General features: G+C 64.3%; 23 protein-coding genes and 1 pseudogene. 11 read left to right on the forward strand and 13 right to left on the reverse strand.

Going from position 1 to position 26,038, the window contains the following annotated elements; translation table 11 throughout:
- Positions 1-16 precede the first annotated feature (16 nt).
- From EN818_RS00315 to EN818_RS00335, 5 genes are all read left to right on the forward strand, one after another.
- A complete protein-coding gene (locus tag EN818_RS00315; RefSeq protein ID WP_095806126.1) occupies positions 17-1,342 on the forward strand; it encodes an alanine racemase in 1,326 nt (441 codons plus the stop codon).
- Between the two features lie 37 nt (positions 1,343-1,379).
- Complete coding sequence (locus EN818_RS00320; RefSeq protein ID WP_095806125.1) at positions 1,380-1,724, forward strand: RidA family protein; 345 nt, start codon at positions 1,380-1,382, stop codon at positions 1,722-1,724.
- Between the two features lie 9 nt (positions 1,725-1,733).
- The gene (locus tag EN818_RS00325) at positions 1,734-2,744 is read left to right on the forward strand and encodes a succinylglutamate desuccinylase/aspartoacylase family protein (RefSeq protein WP_095806124.1); all 1,011 of its coding nucleotides are present in this window, start codon (positions 1,734-1,736) and stop codon (positions 2,742-2,744) included.
- A 42-nt stretch (positions 2,745-2,786) separates the two neighbouring features.
- A complete protein-coding gene (locus tag EN818_RS00330; RefSeq protein WP_129553929.1) occupies positions 2,787-3,965 on the forward strand; it encodes a hypothetical protein in 1,179 nt (392 codons plus the stop codon).
- Between the two features lie 156 nt (positions 3,966-4,121).
- Entirely contained in the window at positions 4,122-4,625 is a 504-nt protein-coding gene (locus EN818_RS00335; RefSeq protein ID WP_095806122.1) for a hypothetical protein, read from the forward strand.
- An 18-nt stretch (positions 4,626-4,643) separates the two neighbouring features.
- On the opposite strand, the pseudogene EN818_RS00340 reads toward EN818_RS00335, so the two are convergent.
- Positions 4,644-5,973 (reverse strand): annotated as a pseudogene (locus EN818_RS00340) (DNA polymerase IV).
- A gap of 65 nt (positions 5,974-6,038) precedes the next feature.
- On the opposite strand from EN818_RS00340, the gene EN818_RS00345 reads away from it, so the two are divergent.
- Together EN818_RS00345 and EN818_RS00350 are read left to right on the forward strand one after the other, a co-directional pair.
- Positions 6,039-6,614: a GNAT family N-acetyltransferase gene (locus tag EN818_RS00345; protein WP_095806120.1), complete on the forward strand. Its 576-nt coding sequence runs from the start codon at positions 6,039-6,041 to the stop codon at positions 6,612-6,614.
- Positions 6,615-6,701: 87 nt separating this feature from the next.
- Positions 6,702-8,246: a hypothetical protein gene (locus EN818_RS00350; protein WP_095806119.1), complete on the forward strand. Its 1,545-nt coding sequence runs from the start codon at positions 6,702-6,704 to the stop codon at positions 8,244-8,246.
- Positions 8,247-8,255: 9 nt separating this feature from the next.
- Here EN818_RS00350 and EN818_RS00355 read toward each other — a convergent pair whose 3' ends face one another.
- Both EN818_RS00355 and EN818_RS00360 read right to left on the reverse strand, forming a co-directional pair.
- On the reverse strand, positions 8,256-8,909 hold the full coding sequence (locus EN818_RS00355) for a hypothetical protein (protein WP_095806118.1): 654 nt from the start codon (positions 8,907-8,909) through the stop codon (positions 8,256-8,258).
- Positions 8,906-9,205 (reverse strand): DUF3572 domain-containing protein, encoded by a 300-nt coding sequence (locus EN818_RS00360; RefSeq protein ID WP_095806117.1) that lies wholly within the window; start codon positions 9,203-9,205, stop codon positions 8,906-8,908. Before EN818_RS00360 ends, EN818_RS00355 begins: the two co-directional genes overlap by 4 nt.
- A gap of 240 nt (positions 9,206-9,445) precedes the next feature.
- Here EN818_RS00360 and EN818_RS00365 point away from each other — a divergent pair, with 240 nt between their 5' ends.
- Both EN818_RS00365 and EN818_RS00370 read left to right on the forward strand, forming a co-directional pair.
- On the forward strand, positions 9,446-9,817 hold the full coding sequence (locus EN818_RS00365) for a response regulator (protein ID WP_027166515.1): 372 nt from the start codon (positions 9,446-9,448) through the stop codon (positions 9,815-9,817).
- 27 nt (positions 9,818-9,844) lie between these two features.
- Positions 9,845-11,218 carry a PleD family two-component system response regulator gene (locus EN818_RS00370; RefSeq protein WP_095806116.1) on the forward strand — a complete coding sequence of 458 codons (1,374 nt, stop codon included), beginning with the start codon at positions 9,845-9,847 and terminating at the stop codon, positions 11,216-11,218.
- Positions 11,219-11,721: 503 nt separating this feature from the next.
- On the opposite strand, the gene rpmG is transcribed toward EN818_RS00370, so the two are convergent.
- From rpmG to EN818_RS00415, 8 genes are all read right to left on the reverse strand, one after another.
- On the reverse strand, positions 11,722-11,889 hold the full coding sequence (rpmG, locus tag EN818_RS00380; RefSeq protein ID WP_040995604.1) for a 50S ribosomal protein L33: 168 nt from the start codon (positions 11,887-11,889) through the stop codon (positions 11,722-11,724).
- Positions 11,890-12,124: 235 nt separating this feature from the next.
- On the reverse strand, positions 12,125-12,583 hold the full coding sequence (locus EN818_RS00385) for a hypothetical protein (RefSeq protein ID WP_095806115.1): 459 nt from the start codon (positions 12,581-12,583) through the stop codon (positions 12,125-12,127).
- Positions 12,584-12,681: 98 nt separating this feature from the next.
- Positions 12,682-13,857 (reverse strand): MFS transporter, encoded by a 1,176-nt coding sequence (locus EN818_RS00390; protein WP_095806114.1) that lies wholly within the window; start codon positions 13,855-13,857, stop codon positions 12,682-12,684.
- A 20-nt stretch (positions 13,858-13,877) separates the two neighbouring features.
- Complete coding sequence (locus EN818_RS00395) at positions 13,878-14,618, reverse strand: NUDIX hydrolase (protein WP_095806113.1); 741 nt, start codon at positions 14,616-14,618, stop codon at positions 13,878-13,880.
- A gap of 85 nt (positions 14,619-14,703) precedes the next feature.
- Entirely contained in the window at positions 14,704-15,138 is a 435-nt protein-coding gene (locus tag EN818_RS00400; RefSeq protein ID WP_095806112.1) for a DUF983 domain-containing protein, read from the reverse strand.
- On the reverse strand, positions 15,138-17,447 hold the full coding sequence (gene rnr, locus EN818_RS00405; RefSeq protein ID WP_095806111.1) for a ribonuclease R: 2,310 nt from the start codon (positions 17,445-17,447) through the stop codon (positions 15,138-15,140). The genes EN818_RS00400 and rnr overlap by 1 nt, the downstream gene beginning before the upstream one ends.
- Before the next feature lie 5 nt (positions 17,448-17,452).
- Entirely contained in the window at positions 17,453-20,020 is a 2,568-nt protein-coding gene (gene topA / locus EN818_RS00410; protein ID WP_095806110.1) for a type I DNA topoisomerase, read from the reverse strand.
- 324 nt (positions 20,021-20,344) lie between these two features.
- Positions 20,345-20,722: a hypothetical protein gene (locus EN818_RS00415; protein WP_095806109.1), complete on the reverse strand. Its 378-nt coding sequence runs from the start codon at positions 20,720-20,722 to the stop codon at positions 20,345-20,347.
- A 162-nt stretch (positions 20,723-20,884) separates the two neighbouring features.
- Between EN818_RS00415 and EN818_RS00420 the strand changes: the two genes are divergently transcribed.
- Positions 20,885-21,631: a cytochrome c biogenesis CcdA family protein gene (locus EN818_RS00420; protein ID WP_095806108.1), complete on the forward strand. Its 747-nt coding sequence runs from the start codon at positions 20,885-20,887 to the stop codon at positions 21,629-21,631.
- Between the two features lie 86 nt (positions 21,632-21,717).
- Here EN818_RS00420 and EN818_RS00425 read toward each other — a convergent pair whose 3' ends face one another.
- Entirely contained in the window at positions 21,718-23,550 is a 1,833-nt protein-coding gene (locus EN818_RS00425; RefSeq protein WP_245420345.1) for an adenylate/guanylate cyclase domain-containing protein, read from the reverse strand.
- A gap of 362 nt (positions 23,551-23,912) precedes the next feature.
- On the opposite strand from EN818_RS00425, the gene glmU reads away from it, so the two are divergent.
- Entirely contained in the window at positions 23,913-25,280 is a 1,368-nt protein-coding gene (glmU, locus tag EN818_RS00430) for a bifunctional UDP-N-acetylglucosamine diphosphorylase/glucosamine-1-phosphate N-acetyltransferase GlmU (RefSeq protein ID WP_095806106.1), read from the forward strand.
- A gap of 110 nt (positions 25,281-25,390) precedes the next feature.
- On the opposite strand, the gene EN818_RS00435 is transcribed toward glmU, so the two are convergent.
- Positions 25,391-25,975, reverse strand: a complete 585-nt coding sequence (locus EN818_RS00435) for an MAPEG family protein (protein WP_348626981.1) — start codon at positions 25,973-25,975, stop codon at positions 25,391-25,393.
- Positions 25,976-26,038 lie beyond the last annotated feature (63 nt).

Below are 26,038 nucleotides of genomic sequence, written 5' to 3' on the forward strand. Positions count from 1 at the left end.
GAAGGGTTAGCATCAGATGAGCGCGAACACACCGGTTGCGCCGCTCGGCGTGCGTGAAAATTTTTTCCTCGACGATCGCATCCGCGGCGTCCCGCCAGGGACGTCCGGATTGGACTCGGGCTTGGTCGGACAGCATGGCTGGCATCCGGCCGATGGCCGCATGTCGCTGCCGCTGCTCACCCTCGACGAGGCAGCCTTCGCCTCGAATCGCGACCTCTTCCTGCGCTATGCGCGCCAGCACGGCGCCAGCGTGGCGCCGCACGGCAAGACGCCGATGGCGCCCGACCTTGCCCGCTCGCTGGTCGAAGCCGGCGCGTGGGGCACGACGGTCGCGGATATCCGGCAGGCTACGGTGATGTTGAAGGCTGGCCTGACAAGGCTGATCCTCGCCAACGAGGTCGGCGGCACGGGCGGCGCGAACCGGCTGGCGGCGCTCGCCGGTGCCTGGCCGCAGGTCGAGTTGTACGTCTTCGCCGACTCGGTCGCAGCCGTGAACGCGCTTGCCGCGGCATGGCGTGCTAGCGCAGCTCTTGCTCCCTTGCGCGTGCTGATCGAGCTCGGGGCGGCGAGAGCAGGCGCGCGAACCGTTGCCGAGGCCGAGGCGACCGCCGATGCGATCATGGCGACCGACGGACGGCTGCGCATCGCCGGCGTCGCGACCTACGAAGGTGCTGCCGCCCAGCCCAATCCCGTGCGGAGCGACGAGGCGGTATCCGGATTGCTGGCTTCGGTCGGGGATATGTTCCTCAGGCTCCGCGCTAGCGTTGGCGGCGAAGCGCCGCTGATCGTGACAGCCGGCGGATCGGTGTTCTTCGACAAGGTGATCGCATTGCTTTCGCCTATCGTCGCAAAGGATGCCAAAGCGAGGCTGGTGCTGCGCAGCGGCGCCATCTTCTTCCATGATCACGGCGTCTATGACCGGTCGCTTGGGGCGGTGGATGGCCGCAATGGTTTTGATGTCGAAGGCGCGATCATTTCGGCGCGCCATTCGTTCCGCCCCGCGCTGCGCGTCTGGGCCGAAGTGCTGTCCCGGCCCGAACCGGGCCTGGCGATCTGCGGCATGGGCATGCGCGACGTTTCGTTCGACCAGGGTTTTCCAAAGCCGCTGACAGTGTTTCGCTCGGGTAAGCCGCTGCCCGCCCTGCCGGAGAAAGCGCAAGTCACCAAGCTCAACGACCAGCACGCCTTCCTGAAGCTGCAGCCCGGCGATGACCTCGTCGTCGGCGACGTCATCGAGTTTGGCATATCGCATCCCTGCACCTGCCTCGACCGCTACCGCGTCATCTTCGGCGTGGATGAGAGCGGGCGCGTAGTTCACGCCTTTCCAACCTATTTCGGCTGACCCGGCCCCAAGAAGAGAACCTTTGAAAGGATCCGATATGATCAAATACTTCCAGTCCGGCTCCCGGATGTCGCAGGCGGTCGTCTATGGCGGCTTGGTGCATATAGCCGGCCAGGTCGCCAACGACCGCAAGGCTGGCATCGAGCTCCAGACGAAGGATGTGCTGGCCAAGGTCGAGGCGCTTCTTCACGAGGCCGGCAGCAGCAAGTCGAAGCTCGTCGCGGTCAACATCTTCCTGCCGCAGATCGGCGACTTCGATGCGATGAACAGGATCTATGACGCGTGGGTCGATCCCGAGCGCCTGCCGGCGCGGGCCTGCGTCGAGGCGCGTCTTGCCGACCCGGACCTGCGCATCGAGGTGACCGCGGTTGCGGCGGTGTGAGGGGCAGCCATGCATACCGGCCTCGTCCACACGCTCGATTTTGACCGCAACGGCAAGACGCTCGGCCATCTGAGCATCCCGTTCTCGATCGACCGCTCGCCCTATTTCCAGATCAAGGTGCCGATCTGCACGATCCGCAACGGCGAGGGACCGTCGCTGCTTTTGATGGCCGGCAACCATGGCGACGAATATGAGGGCGAGCTGTCGCTGGCAAAGCTGATCCGCAGGCTCGAGCCGCAGCGGATGAAGGGCCGCGTCACCATCCTGCCGATGGCAAATGCGCCGGCGGTGATGGCTGCCAGGCGCTGCTCGCCACTCGACGGCGGCAATCTCAACCGGGCTTTTCCGGGCGATCCGTCCGGCACGCCGACCAGCCGTCTCGCCAGTTTCCTGGAGGCCGAGTTGTTTTCCTGCCACGAGGTCGTCTTCGACATCCATTCCGGCGGCACGTCGATGGAACACCTGCCGACGGCGCTGGTCGAGCGCAACGCCGATCCTGAGCGTCACCAGCGCGGCGTCGACCTGATGCGCAGGCTCGGCATGCCGTTCGGCTTCATCGCCGACAACGGCCAGGCTTCGCCGACCTCGATGGGCGCAGCACGCCGGGCCGGAGCGATCGGCGTCAGCGGCGAATTCGGCGGCGGCGGCACCGCCACTGTCGATTCGATGGCGCTGACCGCTCGCGCGCTCGATCGCCTGATGATGGCGCTGGGCGTGATCGAGGCGCCGGTGCTTGCGCCGGACGCCGAGACGGCGTCGCCGACACGGCTGCTTGCGCTGTCGCGCCACAGCCAGGGCCTCTATGCGACGCGGCGCGGCTGGTTCGAGCCGGCCGTGCGGCTGGGCGACAGCGTCAGCGCCGGACAGGTGGCTGGCTGGTATCACGACCTCGAACGGCTGGAGCTTGCGGAGGAGGCGCTCCATTTCGCCGAAAGCGGGATCGTGCTCTCGCGACGCTTGCACACCATGTGCGAAGCGGGCGACTGTCTCATGCAAGTGGCCGAGCCGGTCGAAGGCTGACAACGAACGGCACGGGGCGGCGCAAACAAACCGAGGACGAGCATGCAGCTTTCGATGTGGACCTATCCCTGGGACATCCAGGATCTCGGGCAGGAGACGGTCGAGCGTGATATTGCGCAGCGTGCTGGGCTGAACATGATCAGCCTCGCGACGTCCTATCATGCCGGGCGGTTCCTGCAGCCGCGCAGCCCGCGCCGAAAGGCCTATTTTCCGGAAGACGGCACGATCTACTTCAAGCCGACCGCCACGCGCTGGGCCGACCTTGCCATCCAGCCCAAGGTGGCGGACGTGATCAGTGAGGGCGGCGACGTGCTGGACGCACTCGTGCGCCGGCGCGATGCGGGCGGGCCTGCGATCTCGTGCTGGACGGTCTGCCTGCACAACACACGGCTTGGCATGCGTCATCCTGAAGCCGTCACCCGCAACGCCTTTGGCGATGCCAACTACTACAATCTCTGTCCCTCGCATCCGCACGCGCGCGCCTATGTCCGCGCGCTGGTAGCGGACATCTCGCACAGCTACAGGCCGAACAGGATCGAGCTCGAAAGCCCGTCCTTCATGGGCTTCGCGCATGAATATCATCACGAGAAGGACGGTGTCGGGCTGACGCCGGAAGAGGATTTCCTGCTGTCGCTGTGCTTCTGTCCGTCCTGCCTGGAGCGCGCGGCGAAGGCTGGGGCCAACGGCGAGGCGGCGCGCAAGCTCGTCAGGCAATGGATCGCCGAGACCTGCGAGCGCGCGGTGCCGGAGCGGCGCTTCCCCGACTTTCCGGCCGGCGGGCTCGACCTGTTCAGGCCCTGGCCCGAGCTCCACGCTTATCTCCTCTGGCGCTTCGAGCCGGTGACCAGCCTGGTCGCCGAACTGCGCGAGGCCACGCATCCGGCGACCAAGGTCGTTATCATCGACCTCAAGGAGGGCTGGCTCGGCGGCTGCGATCTGGCGGCGCTCGGCAAGGTCTGCGACGGGGCGATCCTGTGCGCCTATGACATGCAGGCAGACGGTGTTGCCGAACTGATGGCAGCCGGCCGCGCGGCGCTTGGCGCCGAAAAGTTCCTCGGCACCGGCTACCGGCTCTTCTATCCTGAGATGCCGGGGCCCGAGGTGCTCGCGGCCAAGGTGAAGCCGGCACGGACGCCAGGTGCGGACGGCATCAATTTCTACAATTACGGGCTTGTTCCAGCGGCGCGGCTGGACTGGGTCAAAGCAGCCGTCTCGACTTGAGCGCTGCAGGGTAACAAAAACCTCGCCCCAATCCGACCCCGTTGCAAAACGGTCATGTCGATGGCGGAACCTGGCGCCATCGCTGACGTTTTGAGTCTTTCGGTGCTTGCGCGGGCAGCAAGCACGCTTCACAAGCTCCATCGGGGGAGAACATCCATGAGACCAATGTTTCCGTTCGTCCTCGCCGGCAGCCTGTTGGCCGCCGCGCACGCCCATGCCGACGACGCTGATTTCCTGCGTTCGTTCCAGGGCAATTTTGCCGGCAGCGGCACGGTCAAGGTCACCGCCGACGCGCCGACGGTGAATGTCTCCTGCACCTTCAATTCCGGCGCGACTTCGACGTCGCTGTCGCTGGACGGCAACTGCCGGGGTCTCGTCGTGGTGACGCGGGCGATCAGCGCCGACCTCAAATCCAACGGCAAGGGCTACACCGGGGTCTATGTGGGCTCCCGCACTGGACCGGCGCAACTGAACGGCAAGCGTTCAGGCAACGCGCTCAGCCTGGCGATCCGCTGGGCCAAAGAGGTGAACGGCGACCGCACAGCGCGGCTGACCGTCGAGAAGACCAGCGGCGACGGCATGCGGCTGACGGTCACCGACGCCGATCCGAGAACCGGCAAGACGGTGGTGACGAGCCGTATCGATTTGAAGCGTACGTGACGGGCGCCCTTCCCGAATTCATTCCTCGAGCGGCTCAGGCGGATTGGCGCCGCGACCCTTGCCGAACGTATAGCCGGTCTCGACGGCCTTCCTGCCGAACTTGTCGCGCAAGGCGTCGATGGCACACTCGGCCATCGCGCGCTTGCGCGACTGGACGTCGACCAGATCGGGCGGATCGGCCTTTTCGTCGTCGGAGAGATCGCTGACGCCGATGCCGAGCAGGCGGAACTTGGTGCCGTCGGCCTCGCGTCGCAACAGGTCGAGCCCGGTCTGGAAAATGCGGTCGGCGAGTCGGGTCGGATCGCCAAGCTGGCGGTTGCGGGTGCGGATCTTGAAATCCTGGGTCTTGAGCTTGAGCACCACCGTGCGCCCGGCAATGCCTGCCTTCTTCAGCCGCGCCGAGACTTTTTCCGAAAGGCCGCGCAGCACCGGGACCAGTTCGGCCAGCGAGCCAATATCGGCGTCGAAAGTGGTTTCGGCCGACACGCTCTTGGCATCGCCGTCGGGATCGACGCGGCGGTCGTCCTCACCACGCGAAAGCTGGTAGAGGCGGTCGCCCATGACGCCGTAGCGACGCATCAATTCGCCGCGCTCCATACGCTGCAACTGGGCGATGGTGCGGATGCCGTCGCGCTCCAGCGTCGCAGCCAACGCCTTGCCGACGCCCCAGATCAGCGTCACCGGCTGTGCCGCGAGGAAGCTCGGCGCCTCGACCTCGCCGATCACCGAATAGCCGCGCGGCTTGCGGAAATCCGATGCGATCTTGGCGAGGAACTTGCTGTAGGAGAGGCCGGCCGAAACCGTGATGCCGAGCTCCTTTTCGACCGTCACAGCGAAGCGGGCCAGCACAAGCGCCGGCGGCATGCCATGCAGCCGCTCGGTGCCGGCGAGATCGAGAAACGCCTCGTCGATGGACAGCGGCTCCACCAGCGGCGTCAAAGCCTGCATCAGCGCGCGCACTTCGCGACCGACGCGGACGTATTTTTCCATGTCGGGCGCGATGACCACGGCCTCAGGGCAGGCTTCCAGCGCCTTGAACATCGGCATTGCCGAGCGCACGCCCTGGATACGAGCGATATAGCAGGCGGTGGAGACGACGCCGCGCCTGCCGCCGCCGACGATCACCGGGCGGTCTTTCAGCGCGGGGTTGTCGCGCTTTTCGATCGAGGCATAGAAAGCATCGCAATCGATATGCGCGAGGTGCAGCCGGTAGAGCTCCGGGTGGCGGGCAAGGCGGGGGCTGCCGCAGCGTTCGCAGCGGCGTGTTTCGCTGCGCTGGAGAGCCAGGCAGTCGCGGCAAAAACCAATGATCGGGATTGTTGACAGGAGCCGCCATCGCTGCGAACATAAAGAGAACAAATGCAATGGTACGACAGTGCAGGGCCGGCAACAAGCTCGGCCTGGGGAGAACGCATGAGCACGACCATAGTGCCGTTGACGCCCGAGCGCTGGCCCGACTTCGAGGATCTATTCGGCAAGCAAGGCGCCTGTTACGGCTGCTGGTGCACGCATTTCCGCCTGACGCCGGCAGAGCGCCGCGCCAGCGACCGCGAGCGCAACAAGGATCACATCAAGGCGCGCATCGAAGCCGGCCCGCCGCCTGGGCTTCTCGCCTTCGAAGATGACAAGGCGGTCGGCTGGATGCAGATCGGTCCGCGTGCCGACGTGCCCGAATGGAACAATCAGGGCAGGGGCTCCGCGCCGGTCGATCCCGCCGATGCTGATGATCCGGGCGTCTGGGCGATTTCGTGCTTCTTCATCCGCGTCAAGGCGCGGGGCAGGGGCATCAGCCATGGCCTTGTCGAAGGCGGCATCGCATTCGCGCGCGAGAACGGCGCCAGGCTGCTCGAAGCCTGCCCGATCGACCTGTCGCGCGATTCGCGCTCGATCGGACTGTTCGTCGGCTCATCGCGGGTGTTCGAGAAGGCCGGGTTTGAGAGACTGCTGGAGCGCAAGCCCGGGCGGCCGCTGATGCGGCTTGTGCTTTAGCCGCTTGAGGATTCGTCTTGCGGCTGTAATGCTTCTTTTCCACCAGAAGACGAAACGATTTGCCTTCCGAGACCGACGGAGACTGACGTGAAGCGTGTTTTGCCACTTGTTTTCATTCTTGCTTTCAGCGCGCCGGCGCTTGCACAGGCCGTCGACAGCCAGGGCGCCAAACAGCTTTCCGACAATCTGGCGCGCTATTTCGGCAAGCAGGCCTTCGAGAAGGGCGTGCTCAAGGTCTCGGTCGAAGGCGACGCCTACAAGATCGCAGTCGACGTCAAGGCCCTGGTCAGCGCCCTGCCGGAACAGAAGCCGTTCAAGATCGACCTCGCGCCCTATGCTTTGATGGTGAAGCCGCGCAGCGATGGATCCTGGGACGTCACCTCGGATTTCTCCCAAACCATGTCGTTCGAATTCAACGGACCCGAAGGCCCGCAAAGCATGCAAGTCTCGGTCAAGGACGGCAAGGGCACCGCCGTCTACGATCCGAACCTGGCCGCGTTCACCAGCGGCACCAGCTCGATGGCCGGCATGACGATGACGTCTCGTGAAGCCAAGCAGCAGGCGGACGTCACCGCCGGTGCCGGCACCGCGACGATTGCCGCCACCAAGTCGGCCAATGGCGGCGTCGACTTCAAGGCAACGCAAAAGGTCTCGAGCTTCGTCGAGACGATCAAGATCGACGATCCCGGCAGCGGAATGAATTTTCCGGTCACCCTGAAAACGCCCGAACTTTCGGTCGATGCGATTGGCAAGGGCGTGCGGACGAAGCCTTTGCTCGACCTTCTTGCCTTTGCTGTCGCCAACGAGGACGAAGCCAAGCTCAAGGCTAACCAGGCGGAGCTCAAATCGCTCATGTTGGCCGCGCTGCCCGTCTGGGAAAGGATCGACGGCACCTACGGCTTCAAGAACTTCGAGGTGGAGAGCCCTGTAGGCAAATTCGGGGCGACGCAGTTCAGCACCGTGTTCGGCATGGACGGCGTCGCGCAGGACGGGAAGATCGACTACGCGATCAAGGCCACCGGCCTGACGATCCCGCAGCAGATGCTGCCCAGTTGGAGCGTGGCGTTGTTGCCGACGGATGTCGATCTCAATTTCGGCGGCGCCAATATCGATCTCGACAGCATGGCGAAGAAGGCGATCGAAGCCTTTGATCTCAACAAGAATCCGCCGCTGTCGGATCAGTTCGGCGACGCATTGGCCGCAGATTTCCTGGCTAAGAAACCGAAGTTCGTCCTCGGCCACAGCACGCTGAAGAACGGCAGCATCGAGATCGCGATGGAAGGCGAGATGACGTTTCCCGGCAAAAAGCCGGATGCGACCATGACCGTGGATGTCGCCGGTTACGACAAGATCGTCGATGCCCTGAAAGAGGGAGCCAAGAGCGACCAGGAAATGGCCCAGGCTTTTCCCTTTGCCCTGGCCGTGAAAGGGTTCGGCAAAACGCTGCCTGACGGTCGTCTGGAATGGGTCATCAATGCCAAGGCCGACGGCTCGGTCACGGTCAACGGTGCGATGTTGAAGCCGGCCGATGTCGTTCAGAATGATGGCGCTGACCAGGACAGCGGCTCCGGCGAGGATAACGGCTCGGGCGAGAACGACGATGGCGGGGCCGGAGCGAAGCTGCAGCCGTAAGCGCTTGGACTACAGTCCGAGCGCGCCGGCAATCTTGGGGGCTGCCTCACGCCAATCCTCGACAGAGATGATGCCGTCGGGCGTCGGCGGCAGGAAGGCGCGCAGCGAATTGTCGGCCATCAAGTGAAAGAGGTGGGCGTCCGATACCGAATTGCGCGCCGATAGCAGATTGGACGGCTGATCGTCGACGAAGGCGACGGGCCGGCCCTTGGCTCCGCGCAACTTGGCGATGGCCGGCCCTTTCGCCATTTCCGTGGTCAGCAGCGGATAGTTCAGGCCAAGCGCATCGAGATGCGCCCGGCGAACGGCGCGATGCTTGTGCGGCATGGCTGTCAGCAAGACGATTTCGGCACGCCCGCCAAGCGATGCCAGCGCTTCCGCGGCGCCGTCTGTGACGCTTTGCCAATCGGCCTGCGCGTCGAAAAAATCCCCAAGAAGCGCCGTCACCTCCGCCTGCTCGATCAGCCGCCCGGATGCCGTCTCGGCGATATTGCCGCTGAGGCGGAAGGAGGCGAGCGTCAGCCCGAAGCCGCGCTTTTTCAGGTAATGCGGAAATGGACGGATGAATTCGAGCACCACGTCGTCGACATCCAGCACCAGCAGCGGACGGTCGTCGGCGGCAAGTTCCTCGATCTGGCGCGCTGTTTCCGGATCGTCGCTCATATCGAACGCTCGTGATCCTCATTGCCGAGCGGCAGCGCCCGCAAGGCCTTGCCGATGGCCGCCGGTGGCGTTCCGGTCTCCTCGGCAAACCGCAGCAGCGTCGGCTCATGGGCAAGGATGAATTGCAGCACGCCGGCGAGAAATCCCGGCTCCCCGGCCGCCTGGCGGATCGAATGCGCCTCTATGCCCGTAATCGCCAGGAAGCGCGGCAGCAGTTCCGGATCGGCAGCGACGAAGCCGAGCGCCCGGATGGCAAGGGTTTCGGCTTCCTCGCGCATTGACGCTGCGTTTGTCATCGTTACCTTTTGACGTGGTGTGGATTGAGTCTCTTTCCGCAGTAATGGCAAGCGTCGCTTGCGGCAAGTCTGCGCCGCTTCCGACCTGCACCCGCAAGTCAAATCCGGGCGCCTTTTGCAGAACCCCGGTTTGCGTTTCGTCAATGATATTGGCGTAAAGTCGATGCGGGTTTGGGTGCGATCCGGCTCGGACGCATGGCGGCAGCCTCCCAGCGAGAGGCTAGCCGAAACGGGAAACTGATGGCTAAGAAGGTCATGATCGTCGAGGACAACGAGCTCAACATGAAGCTCTTTCGGGACCTCATCGAAGCCAGCGGTTATGAGACTGTTCGCACCCGTAACGGCCTGGAAGCGCTCGATCTCGCGCGCCAGCACCGGCCGGACCTGATCTTGATGGACATCCAGCTGCCCGAAGTGTCGGGCCTGGAAGTGACGAAGTGGCTGAAAGAAGACGACGAGTTGCACTCGATCCCGGTGATCGCCGTCACGGCCTTCGCCATGAAGGGCGACGAGGAGCGCATCCGCCAGGGTGGCTGCGAGGCTTACATCTCCAAGCCGATCTCGGTGCCGCGCTTCATCGAGACGATCAAATCATACCTGGGCGATGCCTGATGGCGAGCCGATCCGGAGCCTTGTAACATGACAGCGCGGATCCTTGTCGTCGATGACATCCCCGCCAATGTGCGGCTGCTGGAGGTTCGGCTGCTCGCCGAATATTTCGAGGTGCTGACGGCCGGCAATGGCCCGGAAGCGATCGAAACCTGCGAGAACGGCAAGGTCGACGTCGTGCTGCTCGACGTGATGATGCCGGGCATGGACGGGTTCGAGGTCTGCCGGCGGCTGAAGAGCGATCCGGCGACCTCCCACATCCCGGTCGTGATGATCACCGCGCTGGACCAGGTCTCGGACCGGGTGCGCGGGCTGGAGGCCGGCGCCGACGATTTCCTCACCAAGCCGGTCAATGATCTCCAGCTGATGACACGGGTGAAGAGCCTGGTCAGGCTGAAGTCGCTGACCGACGAGCTGCGCCTGCGCGCCTCGACCACCCGCAATATCGGCATCGAGGAGCTTTTGAGCCGCAACTTCGCGACGGAAGCGTCCGAGCCCAGAGTGCTTCTCATCGACGAACGCAAATCCTCGAGCGAGCGCATCCAGAAGATGCTGCGCGGCAGCGCCGAGATCGATGTCGCGACTGATCCGAATGCCGGCTTCTTCCAAGCCGCCGAGACGCCCTACGAGTGCGTTCTGATCTCGACGGCGTTCGCCGAGTTCGACCCGCTCAGGCTTTGCTCGCAACTGCGCTCGCTCGACCGCACCCGTTTCCTGCCGATCATCCTCCTGGCCGAGCAGGGCGAGGAAGGACGTATCATCCGGGGCCTCGAGCTCGGCATCAACGACTACCTGACGCGGCCGATCGATCAGCAGGAACTGACAGCCCGCCTGCGCACGCAAGTGCGGCGCAAGCGTTACAACGATCAGCTCCGCGCCAGCGTCACCCAGACCATCGAGATGGCTGTGACCGACGGGCTGACCGGACTGCACAACCGGCGCTATCTCGACAGCCATCTGCAAACGCTGTTCGACCGCGCGGTGGCGAGGCGGCGGCCGCTATCGGTGATGATCACCGATCTCGACCGCTTCAAGGCGATCAACGACACGCATGGCCACGACGGCGGCGACGACGTGCTGCGCGAGTTCGCCAGGCGGCTGCGCAAGAACGTGCGCGGCATCGATCTGGCCTGCCGCTTCGGCGGCGAGGAGTTCGTCGTGGTCATGCCGGATACCGATGGCGCGGTTGCCGAGAAGGTGGCCGAACGCATCCGCGCCGAGATCGCACAGGTGCCCTTCGCCGTCGGGAGCGAGGGCAAGACGATCGGAGTCACGGTAAGCGTCGGGGTGTCGTCGGTGCTGAAAGGCAACGACACCGTGGCGGCGCTTATGAAGCGCGCCGACCTCGCCCTCTACGAGGCCAAGAGCGGTGGTCGCAACCGGGTCGTTGCCAAGGCCGCTTAGCGCATGTCGCCTAGAAGTGCGCGGCGGTTTGGGCGGCGACATGGATAGGAGCAAAGCCTCAAGCGCGTCGTCTAAACACGTGGCGTCGCGATGGGCTTCAGCGCGCGAGGCCGATTCGGCGTCAACCCGACAGGGTTACGAATTTACCTTAACCCAAGCGATTCCCGGTCTTTGGTTAAGAAATGGTTGATTTTCATACGTTGTTGCGCAAATCTGGGGGCACATAGAACGAAGACGAAGCCGGCACGAGGGTAGACTGCCCGGCTCGATCAGAAAAATACCCCATGATGCTCAGGTCCGCCGCATCTCCTGGGTCCGTGGGGTCGGCCGGCCGGCGCTGGCACATAGTGGCCTCCTCGTACCGCTGCCAACCGCCGACCGGCCCCCTTTATTCACGACAGACAGAGTCCCGCCGCAGCCGCCCGCGATGGTTGTTGCGTGGGGGGATCGCCAAACAAAAACGCCGCCTCGAGGGCGGCGTTCGACATATCAGGAGAACCAGATTACTTGATCTTGGTTTCCTTGAATTCGACGTGCTTCTTGGCGATCGGATCGTATTTGCGGAACGACAGCTTGTCCGTCTTGGTGCGGCTGTTCTTGCTGGTCACGTAGAAGAAACCGGTGTCGGCGGTCGACAGAAGCTTGATCTTGATGTTTGCGGCTTTGGCCATGATGTTCGTCCGTTAATGTTCGTGGAGTTTTGGCCGCTGGAGCACGGGGAAAACACCCGGACGCGGGAAACTTGGCGCGACACATAAAGAACGCGCCCGGAAAGTCAAGCCCGGGCCGCCTTTGGGCGGGCTCAACCGCTGCAGCCCCTCTGTTATCAACCCCATCCCGAGGACAGCTATCAACCCCATCCCGAGGACAGCTATCAACCCCATCCCGAGGACAGCCTCGGCGGGATCAGGCTTCCTGCCGGACCAACGAGTCGGCCTTCTTCCAGTCGCCCGTCGTGTTCCACCAGCGGTTCGGATTGGCGCGGTCGTCGAGACCCTTGGAGCGGCTGGCAAGCAGCGGCTGGATGCGGATCACCGGTTCCTGGTAGGAGTGAGCCTGGAATATCGCCTCTACAACGCGGGCGGCGAGCGCCTGGTCGTCGGGAAGTTCGAAAGAGACCTCGACCGTGCCCGGCCGGCGGCGCAGTTCCGTCTCGGCGCCGGCCGCGGCACCATCGAGCGGCCGGTAGCGCTCGATGCCTTGGGCGCTCTGATAGGCATTGCTGTCATACTTGCCCATGCGCAGCGGCGTGATCGCCGTCACCGCCTCCATGATGCGCTCGACATCGGCGGCAGGCGCCTGAAAGGTGACGAGCAGAAGCAGTTCCATCCTGAGGGACCTGGTTTCAAAGCCGCTGTCGATCATCCGATCTCTCCTCACTCTTCCTGCGTTGAAGCAAGGGTATAGCAGGGGTGCTGCTGACACGGTGATGTCAGGATCGGCCGGCGCCGGCGGATTGGAGGTCAAAGAATCTTTCGCAGCAGCCTGACGCAGATCAGCAGCATATAGGCGGCAAAGAACAGCGCGAGCGACCAGCCGAAGCCCGACGGGCCGAAGGCATCCATGCCGATGCCGATCGCCTGGGGACCGAGCACCATGCCGACGCCGTAGCAGAGCACGAAGGCGGCGTTGGCGGAGGCGAGTTCGTGGCCGGAAAGCTGGGATCCCAGATGCGCGAGGCCGATCGTGTACATGGCCGCGACCACGCCGCCCCAGACGAACAGCAGAGCGGCCATCAGGTGCCAATCCTGCGCGAAGTAAGGCATGAAGGCGGTGCCGATGAGCCCGACCGCGGCGCAGGCCAGAAGCAGATGGCGGCGATCGGGAACCCGGTCGCTGATCATGCCCATCGGGATCTGCAGAAGGACGTTGCCGAGCCCGATCATGGTGAGCAACAGCGCGGCGTCGGCTTCCGAGTAGCCGATGCGGCTGCCATAGACCGGAAACAGGGCAAAGCCGCCGGTCTCGACGGCGCCGAACACCAGCACGGCGAAAGTGGCGGTCGGCACCAGCCAGATATAACGCAGGAAGTGGCTGGTTTCGCCATCGGCGACAATGGCCGGGCTTTCGTTGCGCGCCGCAAGCACGGGAATGCCAGCGAGCGTCACCAGTCCTATGGTGACGCCGAAGGGCAGGAAGCCGCTCGAACCGAGATGGGCGAACAGCCAGGGGCCGGCGGCGAAGCCGAGCGAAAGGACCGTGGCGTAGATGCCGAGCACCAGGCCGCGACGATGCGGCGGCGCCGAGGTGCTGATCCAGAATTCCGACAGGATGAAGAGCACTGTCAGCGAAATGTGCAGCACCACGCGCAGCGGAAACCACATCCAGAAGGCCGGTGCGAAATGGAAGCCAACAAAGGCGAGCGCGCCGGCGGCGATCATCAAAAGCATGGTCCAGGCAACGCCGAGCCGCATGGCAAGCGGCGTGGCGAGCGGGGCACCGGCGATCGAGGCGAGGCCGGCGATGGCCGTGTTGAGGCCGATCATCGAGGCCGAATGGCCGCGCGTTTCCAGAATGACGCTCAGCAGCGGCATGCCGAGGCCGATGGCGATGCCAACGACGCTGATCGAGGAGATGGCCGCGATCATCGGCAGCCAGTGTACGCGTTCGTCGCCCTGTTGCTGGGTATCGACCGTCATGGGATATGAATGCTCTGCTTCTAAAGGACTTCGCGGACGAAGCGGTTTCGGATCAGCCGGAAGAAGGGCACGGCGCCGCCCGGGCCCAGCAATGGATCACGGGCGAGCCGCTTATCCAGTTCTTCCAGGATCATGCGGGTAATGTCGGGAATGTCGGCCTTGCGGGCCTCGGCAAGCGGCAGCCAGACCAGTTCCTCCAACTCGTTGGTCGGCCCGCCATCGGGCAGTTCCACGGCGACGTCGCTGCGCCAGGCGCTGAAGAAGCGCGTGTCGAAGCGGCGCACCCGATTCGGGGGCGTGATGGCGCGCGCTATGACGCGCAGCCCATCGAGCGACGGCATCACGCCATGCTCGACAAAGCCCTGCCAATCGCGCTTTGCCGTCGCGAACGGGCCCTTGCGACCGATGAGCAGGCCGGCTTCCTCATAGGTCTCGCGGATCGCCGACAGGGCGATGGCCCGCGCCCGCGCAGCGCTTGTGCGGCCCGGACCGGTCGCGAGCTTGGCCTCATCCTGATGGTGGAGTGCGGCGGCGATAGGAATGCGGCTGTCGGCGGGATCTGTGCGGCCACCGGGAAAGACGAATTTTCCGGGCATGAAGGCGTGACCGGCATGGCGCCGCCCCATCAGGACCCGCACGTCGTTGCCCTTGCGGTCGAGCAGGATGAGGGTCGCGGCGTCGCGGGGACGAAGCGCCGGGCCGCTGCGTACGGCCAAGCCCTTGTCGAGCTTGTCGACATCCGCCATGGTCAGTCCTTCCATGCGCCCGACCTAGCGGAAACTTCTCGAATGGGAAAGTGACTTGCGCATCCCGGCCTTTGCACCAGCCTGCGGCCGGTCCTTTTCTTCAGGCGCGCGAATGTGGCTCGAACTCATCCTTTTCGCCGCCGAATCCGTGCATATAGAGCGCCCATTGCAGACCGATGACGGCGCCTTTGACCGGTTGCAGGAGCGCAACCGCAAGGAGGATGGTCATCGGCACCCAGATCAGGACGTGTTGCCACATGGTGAGCGTCGAGGTTGCCTCGACGCCCATGAAGCCGCCGACCACGATGTGGCCGACGATGACGATCACCAGATAGGCGGGCAGGTCGTCGGCACGGTGATGGTGAAGCTCCTCGCCGCAGACCTCGCATACGTCCAGGGTCTTGGCGAAGCCGCGAAACAGTTTGCCTTTGCCGCAATGCGGGCAGCGGCCGAGCATGCCGCGCTTCATCGCCGCCCACAGCGGACGCGCGACGCGGCCCGAATGATGTTCGCCGCCAAAAACCTGTTGCTCCATCATCTTCTCCTGCCGCGCGGCCCGAAACGCGATTGCGACGCGCGGGCGCGGCCCTTGGCCTTGTGAAACGACCGACGCGAGCCCGGCAAAGGCTTCGGGTCGGTCAGCATCTCGAAACGCATCGCGCCGGCCATGGGCGCGACCTCACGCAGCCGAACCTCGACGCGGTCGGCAAGCTGATACCCTTTGCCGGTGCGTTCTCCGAACAGCGATCGAGCGGTTTCGTCGTAGATATAGTAATCGCCGTTCAGACTTGACACCGGAATGAAACCATCTGCGCCATACTGCGGCAATTGGACAAAAAGTCCCGCCTTGGTGACGCCCGAGATGCGCGCGTCGAAGGTATCGTTGATGCGCTCGGCGAGATAAGCGGCGATCAGCCGGTCTACTGTGTCGCGCTCGGCTGCCAGGGCGCGGCGTTCCGTCGCGGAGATCAGCGCGCCGACTTCCTCCAGCCGATCGGCTTCGGCCTGCGTCAGGCCGCCCGGGCCGAGGCCGAGCGCGGCAATCAGTCCACGATGCACGATCAAGTCGGCATAGCGGCGGATCGGCGAGGTGAAATGCGCATAGCGCTTCAGGTTAAGGCCGAAATGGCCGATGTTCTTCGGCGAATATTCGGCCTGGCTTTGCGAGCGCAGCACCACCTCGTTGACCAGCGCCTCGTTGTCGGCGCCGCGCACACGCTCGAGTATGCCGTTGAACTGTCCCGGCCGCATCTGCGCGCCGCGCGCCAGCGACAAGCCGAGGGTGTGCAGGAACTCGCGCAGCGATTCCTGCTTGGCGAGCGACGGCGAGTCGTGGATGCGATAGACCAGAGGCTCCTTCTTGCCTTCAAGCGTCTCGGCGGCCGCGACATTGGCCTGGATCATGAACTCCTCGATCAGCTTGTGGGCATCGAGGCGCTCCGGAACGACGACGCGGTCGACCGTGCCGTCCTCCTTGAGCAGGATCTTGCGTTCCGGCAGGTCGAGTTCCAGCGGCTGACGGGCATCGCGGCCGCGCTTCAGCACGGCATAGGCGTCCCACAGCGGCTTCAGCACGGCGTCGAGGATCGGCTTTGTCTTGGCATCGGGCGCGCCGTCGATCGCGGCCTGCGCCTGCGGATAGGCGAGCTTGGCGGCCGACTTCATCATGACGCGGTGGAAGGAGTGCCTGAGCTTGCGGCCTTCTGCGGAAAAGGTCATGCGCACGGCGATTGCCGGCCGATCCTCACCTTCCCGCAGCGAACAGAGGTCATTCGAGATGCGCTCCGGCAGCATCGGCACGACGCGGTCAGGAAAATAGACCGAATTGCCGCGCTTCAGCGCCTCGCGATCGAGCGCCGTGCCGTAGCGGACATAAGCGGCGACGTCCGCGATCGCCACCGTGACGATAACCCCGCCGACATTCTTCTCATCGCTGTCGGGCGTGGCGAAGACCGCGTCGTCATGGTCCTTGGCGTCGGCCGGGTCGATGGTGATCAGCGGCAGGTCGCGCCAGTCCTCGCGCCCGGCAAGTGTCGCCGGCTTGACCGCGTCGGCTTCCGCGATGACGTCGGCAGGAAAGATGTGCGGGATGTCGTGAGCATGGATGGCGATCATCGAGACCGCCTTCTCGCTGGTGAGCGAACCCAGCACCGCCAGCACCTTGGCGCGCGGGAGGCCGTATCGCGACGCGCGAGCCGGCTCGACCTCGACAAGGTCGCCATTCTTGGCGCCGTTCTGGAATTCCTTCTCGACCACCAGTTCAGGCTGACGCCTTTCCACCGGCTCGATGCGGAAAGTACCGTCCTTCAGCACGCGGAAGACACCGAGCACAGCGTCGCTGCGCTTCTCGAAGATCTTCATCACGCGCCCGGTGTAGGCTGGGCCTGTGGGATCCTCAGTCGGGAAGGTCTTGGCCAGCACGCGGTCGCCGATGCCGGGCACAGGGCCGTTTGCGCCGCGCGAGATGCGGATGGCGATGACCGGCGGCGAGCCGGCGCCGGAATATTCGCTCGGATTGGCCAGCAGCACGCCGTCGTCATCGCGGCCGACAATGTCGAGCACAGCGACATGGGGCAGCGCGCCCGCGCGAGTGAGACGCTTGCGGCCCTTTGTCAGCAGCCCTTCGTCCTGCAGGTCGCGCAAAAGGTCTTTCAGCCAGATGCGGTCCTCGCCGCGCAGCGCGAAAGCCTTGGCGATGTCGCGTTTTCCGGAACGATCGGGGTTCTCGGCGATGTAGCGCAGGACTTCGTCGCGGGAGGGCCGGTAGTCGTCCTTGACGACCTTCGCCCTCGTGTCGGCGCTGCGCGGATCGCCGTGGCTTCTTCCGGAGATCCTGCGCGCCACGCCCGCTATCCTTTCTTCGCTGCCTTGCGGAAGGGCTTCTTGCCGCCTCCGCCCTTGGCTTCCTTGTCGGCGATCAATGCGAGCGCCTCTTCCATGGTTACCGATTGCGGGTCCTTGCCCTTCGGCAGCGTCGCATTGACCTTGCCGTAATTGACATAGGGACCGTAACGCCCGTCGCGCACGACGATCTTGCCGCCGCCGTCGGGATGGTCGCCCAATTCCTTCAACGCCGCGGGTGTCGCGCCGTTGCGGCCTGCCTTGCCCTTCTGCTGCTTCTCGGCGATCACCGAGACGGCGCGGTTCAAACCGATCGAGAACACGTCCTCGATGCTTTCCAGATTGGCATAGGTGCCATCATGCAGCACGAAGGGGCCGTAGCGGCCGAGGCCGGCCGAGATCATCTTGCCGGTTTCCGGATGCTTGCCGACATCGCGCGGCAATGCCAGCAGGGCGAGCGCCTTCTCATGATCGATCGACTCGGCCGTCCAGCCCTTGGGGAGGCTGGAGCGCTTGGCGTCCTTGCCTTCGCCGCGCTGGATATAGGGGCCGAAACGGCCACTGCGCAGCGTGATCTCTTCGGCAGTGTACGGATCCTTGCCGAGCAGCTTGACGCCGTCCTCGCCGTTGCCGTTCTCGCCGTTCGGGTTGGCGGCGTCGCCGAGCTGGCGGGTGTAGGAGCATTCGGGATAGTTCGAGCAACCGACGAAGGCGCCGAACTTGCCGAGCTTCAGCGACAGGTTGCCTGAGCCGCATTTCGGGCAGATGCGCGGGTTGGAGCCGTCTTCACGCTCCGGGAACACCAGCGGCGCCAGTTCGTCGTTGAGAGCGTCGAGCACGTCGGTGACGCGCAGTTCCTTGATGTCGTCGACCGCGCCGGAAAATTCCTTCCAGAAGTCGCGCAGAACGTCCTTCCAGGCGAGCTTGCCGTCGGAGATCTCGTCGAGCTTTTCCTCGAGCGAGGCGGTGAAGTCATATTCGACATAGCGCTCGAAGAAGCTTTCGAGGAAGGCGGAGAGCAAGCGCCCCTTGGCCTGCGGCACCAGCTTGCGCCGATCGATGGCGACATAGTCGCGGTCCTCCAGCGTCTTCAGGATCGCCGTGTAGGTAGACGGCCGGCCGATGCCGAGCTCTTCCAGCTTCTTGATCAGCGACGCCTCGGAATAGCGCGGCGGCGGCTCGGTCGTGTGCTGGGTGGCGTTGATCGATTGCCGGGCAAGCTGTTCGCCGGCGCGGATCTCGGGCAGGCGGCGGCTCTCCTCGTCCTCCTCGTCCTCGTCCTTCTGGTCGGTATAGGCGGCGATAAAGCCATCGAAGCGCACGACCGAGCCGACCGCGCGAAGCTCGGCGGTGCGGGCGCCGTTGACCGCCTCGATCTCGACCGTGGTGCGCTCGATCTCGGCCGGCTGCATCTGGCTGGCGATGGCGCGCTTCCAGATCAGTTCATAAAGCCGCGCCTGGTCGGCATCGAGATATTGCCGGACGGAAGCCGGCGTGCGCTTGAAATCGGTCGGGCGGATCGCCTCGTGCGCTTCCTGGGCGTTCTTCGCCTTGGCCGAATAATAGCGCGGGTTTTCGGGCAGGTATTTCGCGCCGAACTCGCTGGCGATAGCATCACGCGCCGCAGCAATCGCCTCCGGCGCCATCTGCACGCCGTCGGTTCGCATATAGGTGATGAGACCGGCGGTCTCGCCGCCGACATCCATGCCTTCGTAAAGCTTCTGCGCGACCTGCATGGTCCGGTTGGCCGAGAAGCCCAGCCGCGACGAAGCGGCCTGCTGCAGCGTCGAGGTGGTGAAGGGCGGGCCGGGATTGCGCTTGGTCGGCTTGGCTTCGACCGACATCGCCTTGAAGACAGCGCCCTCCAGCATCGCCTTGATGTCGTCGGCCTGCGCCTTGTTGGCGATGTCGAGCTTTTGCAGCTTCTTGCCGGCATAGGCGGTCAGCCGGGCCTCGAAGCTGTCGTTGCGCGGCGTGCCGAGGATGGCGGCGATTTGCCAGTATTCCTCGCGGATGAAGCGTTCGATCTCGGATTCGCGGTCGCAGACCAGGCGCAGGGCCACCGACTGCACGCGGCCGGCAGAGCGAGCGCCAGGCAGCTTGCGCCACAGCACCGGCGAAAGCGTGAAGCCGACGAGATAATCGAGCGCGCGGCGGGCGAGATAGGCGTCGACCAGCGGCGCATCGATCTGGCGCGGATGCGCCATCGCCTCCATCACCGAAGCCTTGGTGATGGCGTTGAAAACGACACGGCTGACCGGCTTGTCCTTCAGCGCGCGCTTCTGTTTGAGCACTTCCAGAACATGCCAGGAGATCGCCTCGCCCTCGCGGTCCGGGTCGGTGGCGAGGATCAGCCCGTCGGCGTCCTTGACAGCCTTGGCGATGTCCGCAAGCCGCTTGCCGGAGGCGGTGTCGACTGACCAGGACATGGCGAAGTCCTCGTCCGGGCGCACCGAGCCGTCCTTGGCCGGCAAGTCGCGGACATGGCCGAACGAGGCCAGGACCTTATAGTTCCTGCCGAGATATTTATTGATTGTCTTTGCCTTGGCCGGCGATTCGACGACGACGACGTCCATGAGGTCTCATATCAGCTGTGAGGCGGCGGAAGAACTCCGCAACGCACGACGAAATCCCACCTTTTCGTCGCTCACATGGCCGCGCTTTTGCGATCGGTCAAGGGGAAGGAGCCAATTTGCCGGGCCATTGCCGGCCTTACACTCTTAGAGTGTATGGCGAAGATCACATTTTTGGAGATGCGGCGGTTCCTGCCTCGCAGCCGTCAAAGAAACACCGATGACCCGACCGCTCCACCGAGCCTTGCCGATGCCTTCGATGCAGCGCTGTCGAAAGCCAGTTCCGGCTGCCGGCGAAAGACGATGCCGGCAGCCGGCCGATGAAACTCAGTCGGCCTCGACCATGTGCCAGACACCGCCGGCGCCTTCGCCAGTCATGTCGCCGGCCTTCTTGTCCTTGACGAAAGTGTAGACGGGCTTCCCCTCATAGGCCCACATCGTGGTGCCGTCGGTGCGCTCGACCACCGACCACTCGCCGTCAGCCTTGGCGCCGGCCTCCGCCTTCAGCGGCGGCCAGTTCTTGGCGCATTTGTCGTAGCAGTTGGACTTGCCCTTCTCGTCCTTGTCGTAGGTGTAGAGCGTCATGCCCATGGCATCGGTATAGATCTTCTTGCCGCCGACCTCGGCTTCCTTCCACGCCTCCGCGGCATGGGACGCGGTAGAGCCGAGCAAGAGGGCTGCAAACCCGAGTGCAATCGATTTCATGACAAATCTCCCTGTGAACAAGCACGCGGCGATCGCGCGCCTGTCGTCAACGCATCGAGGAGGCCGTTTCTTCCGCGACAAGGCGACCACATGCCACACAATGGTGATTGGCAGGAGGCGGCCGGCGTCGCTATATCGGCGCCAGCACAGTGGGGCCATGAAATGGCATTGGACATCGGCTATGTCAGCGCGGTCGGGGCAGGGGCGGTGTCGTTCCTGTCGCCCTGCGTGCTGCCCCTGGTGCCGCCCTATCTCTGCTATATGGCCGGCGTTTCGGTCGACGATTTCCGCGGCAATCAAGGCGTGACGGCGCGGGAAGGCGCGCGCAGCGCGCTGCTCTACGCTTCGCTTGCCTTCGTGCTCGGCTTCTCCACCGTCTTCGTTGCGCTCGGCGCAGGCGCCTCCACCATCGGCAGGCTGCTGCGCGTCTGGCAGGAACCGCTGGCGATGGTGGCGGGCGCGCTGATCATCGTCATGGGGCTGAATTTCCTCGGCGTCCTGCGCATTCCGCTCCTGTCGCGCGAGGCGCGGTTCCAGTCGCAAGGCAAGCCGGCCAACCTGGTTGCGGCCTATGTGATGGGCTTGGCGTTCGCCTTTGGCTGGACGCCCTGCATCGGCCCAGTGCTTGGGCCGATCCTGACGCTGGCCGGCGGACGCGAGACGGTGGGAGAAGGCGCGCTGCTGCTCGCGGCCTATTCGCTCGGGCTCGGTGTCCCCTTCCTGATCGCGGCGCTGTTTTCCGGCGCCTTCATGCGATTCCTGGGAAAATTCCGCGTCCATCTCGGTCGCGTCGAGAAGGCGATCGGCGCGCTGCTGGTCGTGGCCGGCGTGTTCTTCCTCACCGGCGGCGTGCAGAGCGCGTCCTACTGGCTGCTGGAAAATTTTCCGGCGCTGGGACGGCTGGGGTGATTTTGCCATAAGGGACGTCGCGTGGCCGGACGCGACGCCCAGGAGCGCGCATATCTGCAACCGCGACGATCACTCCGGCACGACGATCACTCCGGCACGCCGGCAATGCCCAGCGCCTCGACGTAACGCTCGGCGAAAACCTTGTCCAGCCACGGGTTGATCTGTCTCTGTAGGGTGAGCGTGTAGGTCGGGAACGCCTCCATCAGCCGCTGCGCCGCCGCCTGCGCCTCTTCCAGCCGGTTGAGTTTGACCAGCGCCATGATGACCACCCGGTGCGAGGAGCCATAATTCGGCATCTCGTGCAGAGCGCGTTCTCCCCACGCCAGCGCTTCCTTGTAGCGCTCGAGCATCAGATAGCTCATCCCGATGCCGGAGAGCGCGATTCCCTTCTCCGGGTCGACCGGGCTCAGCCGCATGGCCCGGTGAAAGTGCTTGATCGCGACGAGCGGGCGGCTGGCATGTGCGTTCACCCAGCCGCAGCCCGTGTGGCCCTGCGCCGAATTGGGGTTGAGCAGCAGGGATCTTTCGATCGTGCCCAGCGCCATTTCGTATTCCTTCGCGCTGTAGGCGATCACCTGCGCCGCGAAGCGTAGGCTCGTGGGATCGTCGCGCGCTTCCGCCAGCACCTCGCGCGCCATGCGCGCGGCGACTCGGGTATCGTCGGGCTCGTGCCAGCACTGGCTCACGGACAGGCTGCGGATATAGGCGCCGAGTGCCTTCGCCAGGTTGAAACCGGGGTCGATGCTGAGCGCCTCGTTGGTGAGCCGGCGCACGTCGGCAAAGCCCTCGCGCGTCATGCTGTAGAAGCGCGGCAGCGCGCGAAGATAGAGGTCGTAGGCGCTGATGTAGTCGGTCGGCTTCATGCGCGCCTGCTTGATCTCCTCCAGCCGGATGCTCGGCTCGACAGCGCCGACGACGCTCTCCGTCACCTTATCCTGCAGGTCGAAAATGTCGCTCACCTCGCCCTCGAAGCGGCCGGTCCAGACATGGTGTCCGCTGATCGCATCCACCAACTGCCCACTGATGCGCACCCGCGATCCTGCTCTGCGGATGCTGCCTTCGAGCACGTAGCGGACGCCCAGCTCGCGCCCGACCTGGCGCAGGTCTACCGCCCGGCCCTTGTAGGTGAAGGACGAGTTGCGGGCGATCACGAAGAAGGAGTTCACCCGGCTCAATCCCGTGATGATGTCCTCCACCAGCCCGTCCGCGAAGTATTCCTGGTCGGGGTCGCCGCTCATGTTGGTGAAAGGCAGAACCGCGATCGAGGGTTTCTCGGGCAGGGGAGGCGGTGCAGCCGCCGAGGCGCCGGCGTCGGTCTCGACGCGGTAGGCGCGCACAGGCCGTTCGATGTTCTTGAGGCGCACGTCGCCGAGCGGCGTGAAGCCGCAGTCGAGCTTGCCCTGAAGGTGGTCGTAGGCAGTGCCCGAGACGACCACGGCGCCGGGATCGGCGATGCTTTCGAGGCGGGCCGCGATGTTGACCCCGTCGCCGTAGAGGTCGCCGTCCTCCTCGCAGACCACGTCGCCGAGATTGACGCCGATGCGCAGGCGAATCCGCTCTTCCTCGGGCGTCTGCTCCTCGTGTTCTGCCAGGGCCTGCTGGATCGCCATCGCCGAGGTCACCGCGTTGACGACGCTCGCGAACTCGCAAAGCATGCCGTCGCCGGTGAGCTTGACGATGCGACCCCGGTGCTCGGAGACCAGCGGTTCGAGAAGGTCCTTGCGGTAGATCTTCAGCCGCTCGAGCGTGCCGCGTTCGTCACGCTCAATAAGGCGCGAATAGCCGACGACGTCGCACGCCAGGATGGCTGCGAGGTGGCGCTGCGTGGTCAATGCACCGTTCGGCCAAGCGCCTGCATGCGGGCCGCCCCGCGTCCATGTCCTGCCAACTTCCAGACGCGCCACGCGCATGGTATCCATCTCTCCCAGTCTCCGCCCGTCGCCGCTTATGGCGCGGAAAACGCGGCTTGACCTTGCCTTCACGAGATTTCGCTATCCCGCTTGCGAGGCGTGGAGCATTCCGGTCGCCGCACCAACAGCCAACCGACGACACGCCGACGCAATATCCGGAAGTGCCGACACAGCACTCCCAGAAGACCGCAGATATTTCCTGCCCTGTGTAACCGGCTGACGCCACTGTGGCGGTGCTTTTGTATCTGGTATCACACCAGACGTTCGCTTAGAGAGGCTCCGCCGTCTCACCGGAATTTAACCGCATTGGTGCAGCATGAGCAGCGTTGCTAGCATGCTGATTCAAACGCTTTTCGTACGGTTGCCCTTTTATGAGCCAGAGATCCTGCCTGTCCGTCATCCTTGCCGCCGGCGAGGGCACGCGCATGAAAAGCGCGATGCCCAAGGTGCTGCATTCCATCGCCGGCCTGCCGATGGTGGCGCATGTCGTCAAGGCCGCGGAGGCGGCGGGCGCAACGGGCCTGGCGCTGGTGATCGGGCATGGCGCCGAGGAGATGCGCAAGGCCGCGCAGAAATTTGCGCCGAAGGCCGAGACCTTCGTGCAGGAGGAGCGGCTGGGGACGGCACATGCAGTGCTTGCCGCGCGAGAAGCGATATCAAAAGGTTACGACGATATCCTCGTCATGTTCGGCGACACGCCGCTGATCGACGCGGCAGCGCTGGCAGCCGCCCGGCAAAAGCTGGCGGACGGCGCGGCGATAGCGGTCATCGGTTTTCGTCCGCCCAATCCGACCGGCTACGGCCGGCTGATCGAAGAAGGCGGCCGGCTCGTCGCCATCCGTGAGGAGAAGGATTGCTCCGCGGCCGAGAGGACGATCGGCTTTTGCAATGCGGGCATGATGGCGGTGGCGGGCAGGCATGCGCTCGCGCTGCTCGATCGGGTCGGCAACCGGAATGCCAAGGGCGAGTACTATCTCACCGACATTGTCGAGATCGCCAGCGCGACGGGCCTGACGGTCGTTGCCACGGAAACCGGTTTCGAGAGCGCGCTCGGCATCAACAACCGGGCCGAGCTTGCCGAGGCGGAAGCCATCTGGCAGGCACGCCGGCGGCGCGAAGCGATGCTCGGCGGTGTGACGCTGATTGCGCCGGAAACCGTCTATTTCTCGCACGACACCGAGATCGGCGCCGATACCATTGTCGAACCGAATGTCTGGTTTGGCCTGGGCGTCAAGATTGCCGCTGGCGCCACCATCCATGCCTTCAGCCATATGACGGGCACTACGATCGGGGAGAACTGCGAGGTCGGGCCGTTCGCGCGGCTGCGGCCGGGTGCGGATCTGAGAAAGAAGGCTAAGGTCGGCAATTTCTGCGAGGTCAAGCAGGCGACTGTCGAGGAGGGCGCCAAGGTGAACCACCTGACCTATGTCGGCGATGCGCGCGTCGGTGCGGGGGCCAATATCGGCGCCGGCACCATCACCTGCAACTATGACGGCTACTCCAAATTCTTCACCGACATTGGCGAGGGCGCCTTTATCGGCTCGAATTCCTCGCTGGTGGCGCCGGTCACGATCGGCAGCCGCAGCTATATCGCCTCCGGGAGCGTGATCACCGAAAGCGTGCCGGACGATGCGCTGGCCTTCGGCCGCGCCCGCCAGAAGACGCTGCCCGGCAAAGGCAAGGAGCTGCGGGAGCGGTTTGCGTCGGTCGCGGCGGCGAAGAAGAAGGCGGCGGAATAGGTCGGATAGGTCTTAGAGCGTTCAGCTTTTGCCAGGATCGCTGATGCGCTCTAAGTATTTGTTTTTGCGCAATTCCCGACGGAAAACTCTACGCATTTTCCCGGCTTACGCTAAAACAGCCAAAGATAGACTATTCTGCCGAGCGCGCCGAGCAGCAGCGTCAAGGCGGCGAACGACTGGATGAAGAATCCAGGAAACCGCTTCAGCGGGGCGGCCAGATATCCGACAAAATAGGCGATGCGGCCAATCAGCCAGACAAGGCCGAAACCGGCGGCCCAGTTCGGGCTCCAATAGACGGCGAACAACCACATGGCCGGCAGGAAAATCGGCAGCCATTCGATTGTGTTCAAATGCGCGCGAACGGCGCGTTCGAGCAAAGGGTCACCTGTCATTGTCGGCGCAAGGATCCCGGTCGTGGAGTGCGTTCGGGCGACGGTCAGCGCCATGCCGAATATGGCCAAGCCGCACAAAAGCGTGACAATCGCCACCGGATAATATTGTTCCATCTCGGATACCTCTTCAGTTTGTCGGATCGGGTCGCGACCTGTCGCCGGAATGCAATCCGTCGTGGTTTGCAGATGGAGTACGGCCGAACAACAATTGCAACCGCAAAGATAAACGTTCGCATTCCAGAGGCGTTGACAAGCCGAGCGATTGCAGTAACCGGGTTGCAAGTGCGGCGTGTCATGTTGCATGCATCAAAGACCGTTCCGGCTGATACGGAACGAAACGCAAAGTGACTTTCGCGGCAAGCCGGC

Origin of the sequence: Mesorhizobium sp. M3A.F.Ca.ET.175.01.1.1 (genome assembly GCF_004791945.1) — a bacterium.
Classification (GTDB): domain Bacteria; phylum Pseudomonadota; class Alphaproteobacteria; order Rhizobiales; family Rhizobiaceae; genus Mesorhizobium.

Bases quoted from the DNA above. Each gene is read 5' to 3' on its own strand.
- topA (WP_095806110.1), bottom strand. From the start codon at position 20,020: ATGGACGTCGTCGTCGTCGAATCGCCGGCCAAGGCAAAGACAATCAAT.
- EN818_RS00425 (WP_245420345.1), bottom strand. From the start codon at position 23,550: ATGGATACCATGCGCGTGGCGCGTCTGGAAGTTGGCAGGACATGGACG.
- EN818_RS00390 (WP_095806114.1), bottom strand. From the start codon at position 13,857: ATGACGGTCGATACCCAGCAACAGGGCGACGAACGCGTACACTGGCTG.
- EN818_RS00325 (WP_095806124.1), top strand. From the start codon at position 1,734: ATGCATACCGGCCTCGTCCACACGCTCGATTTTGACCGCAACGGCAAG.
- EN818_RS00385 (WP_095806115.1), bottom strand. From the start codon at position 12,583: ATGATCGACAGCGGCTTTGAAACCAGGTCCCTCAGGATGGAACTGCTT.
- EN818_RS00345 (WP_095806120.1), top strand. From the start codon at position 6,039: ATGAGCACGACCATAGTGCCGTTGACGCCCGAGCGCTGGCCCGACTTC.
- EN818_RS00315 (WP_095806126.1), top strand. From the start codon at position 17: ATGAGCGCGAACACACCGGTTGCGCCGCTCGGCGTGCGTGAAAATTTT.
- EN818_RS00335 (WP_095806122.1), top strand. From the start codon at position 4,122: ATGAGACCAATGTTTCCGTTCGTCCTCGCCGGCAGCCTGTTGGCCGCC.
- EN818_RS00320 (WP_095806125.1), top strand. From the start codon at position 1,380: ATGATCAAATACTTCCAGTCCGGCTCCCGGATGTCGCAGGCGGTCGTC.
- EN818_RS00330 (WP_129553929.1), top strand. From the start codon at position 2,787: ATGCAGCTTTCGATGTGGACCTATCCCTGGGACATCCAGGATCTCGGG.
- glmU (WP_095806106.1), top strand. From the start codon at position 23,913: ATGAGCCAGAGATCCTGCCTGTCCGTCATCCTTGCCGCCGGCGAGGGC.
- EN818_RS00400 (WP_095806112.1), bottom strand. From the start codon at position 15,138: ATGGAGCAACAGGTTTTTGGCGGCGAACATCATTCGGGCCGCGTCGCG.
- EN818_RS00355 (WP_095806118.1), bottom strand. From the start codon at position 8,909: ATGAGCGACGATCCGGAAACAGCGCGCCAGATCGAGGAACTTGCCGCC.
- EN818_RS00360 (WP_095806117.1), bottom strand. From the start codon at position 9,205: ATGACAAACGCAGCGTCAATGCGCGAGGAAGCCGAAACCCTTGCCATC.
- EN818_RS00415 (WP_095806109.1), bottom strand. From the start codon at position 20,722: ATGAAATCGATTGCACTCGGGTTTGCAGCCCTCTTGCTCGGCTCTACC.
- EN818_RS00395 (WP_095806113.1), bottom strand. From the start codon at position 14,618: ATGGAAGGACTGACCATGGCGGATGTCGACAAGCTCGACAAGGGCTTG.
- EN818_RS00420 (WP_095806108.1), top strand. From the start codon at position 20,885: ATGGCATTGGACATCGGCTATGTCAGCGCGGTCGGGGCAGGGGCGGTG.
- EN818_RS00370 (WP_095806116.1), top strand. From the start codon at position 9,845: ATGACAGCGCGGATCCTTGTCGTCGATGACATCCCCGCCAATGTGCGG.
- rpmG (WP_040995604.1), bottom strand. From the start codon at position 11,889: ATGGCCAAAGCCGCAAACATCAAGATCAAGCTTCTGTCGACCGCCGAC.
- EN818_RS00365 (WP_027166515.1), top strand. From the start codon at position 9,446: ATGGCTAAGAAGGTCATGATCGTCGAGGACAACGAGCTCAACATGAAG.
- EN818_RS00435 (WP_348626981.1), bottom strand. From the start codon at position 25,975: ATGCAACATGACACGCCGCACTTGCAACCCGGTTACTGCAATCGCTCG.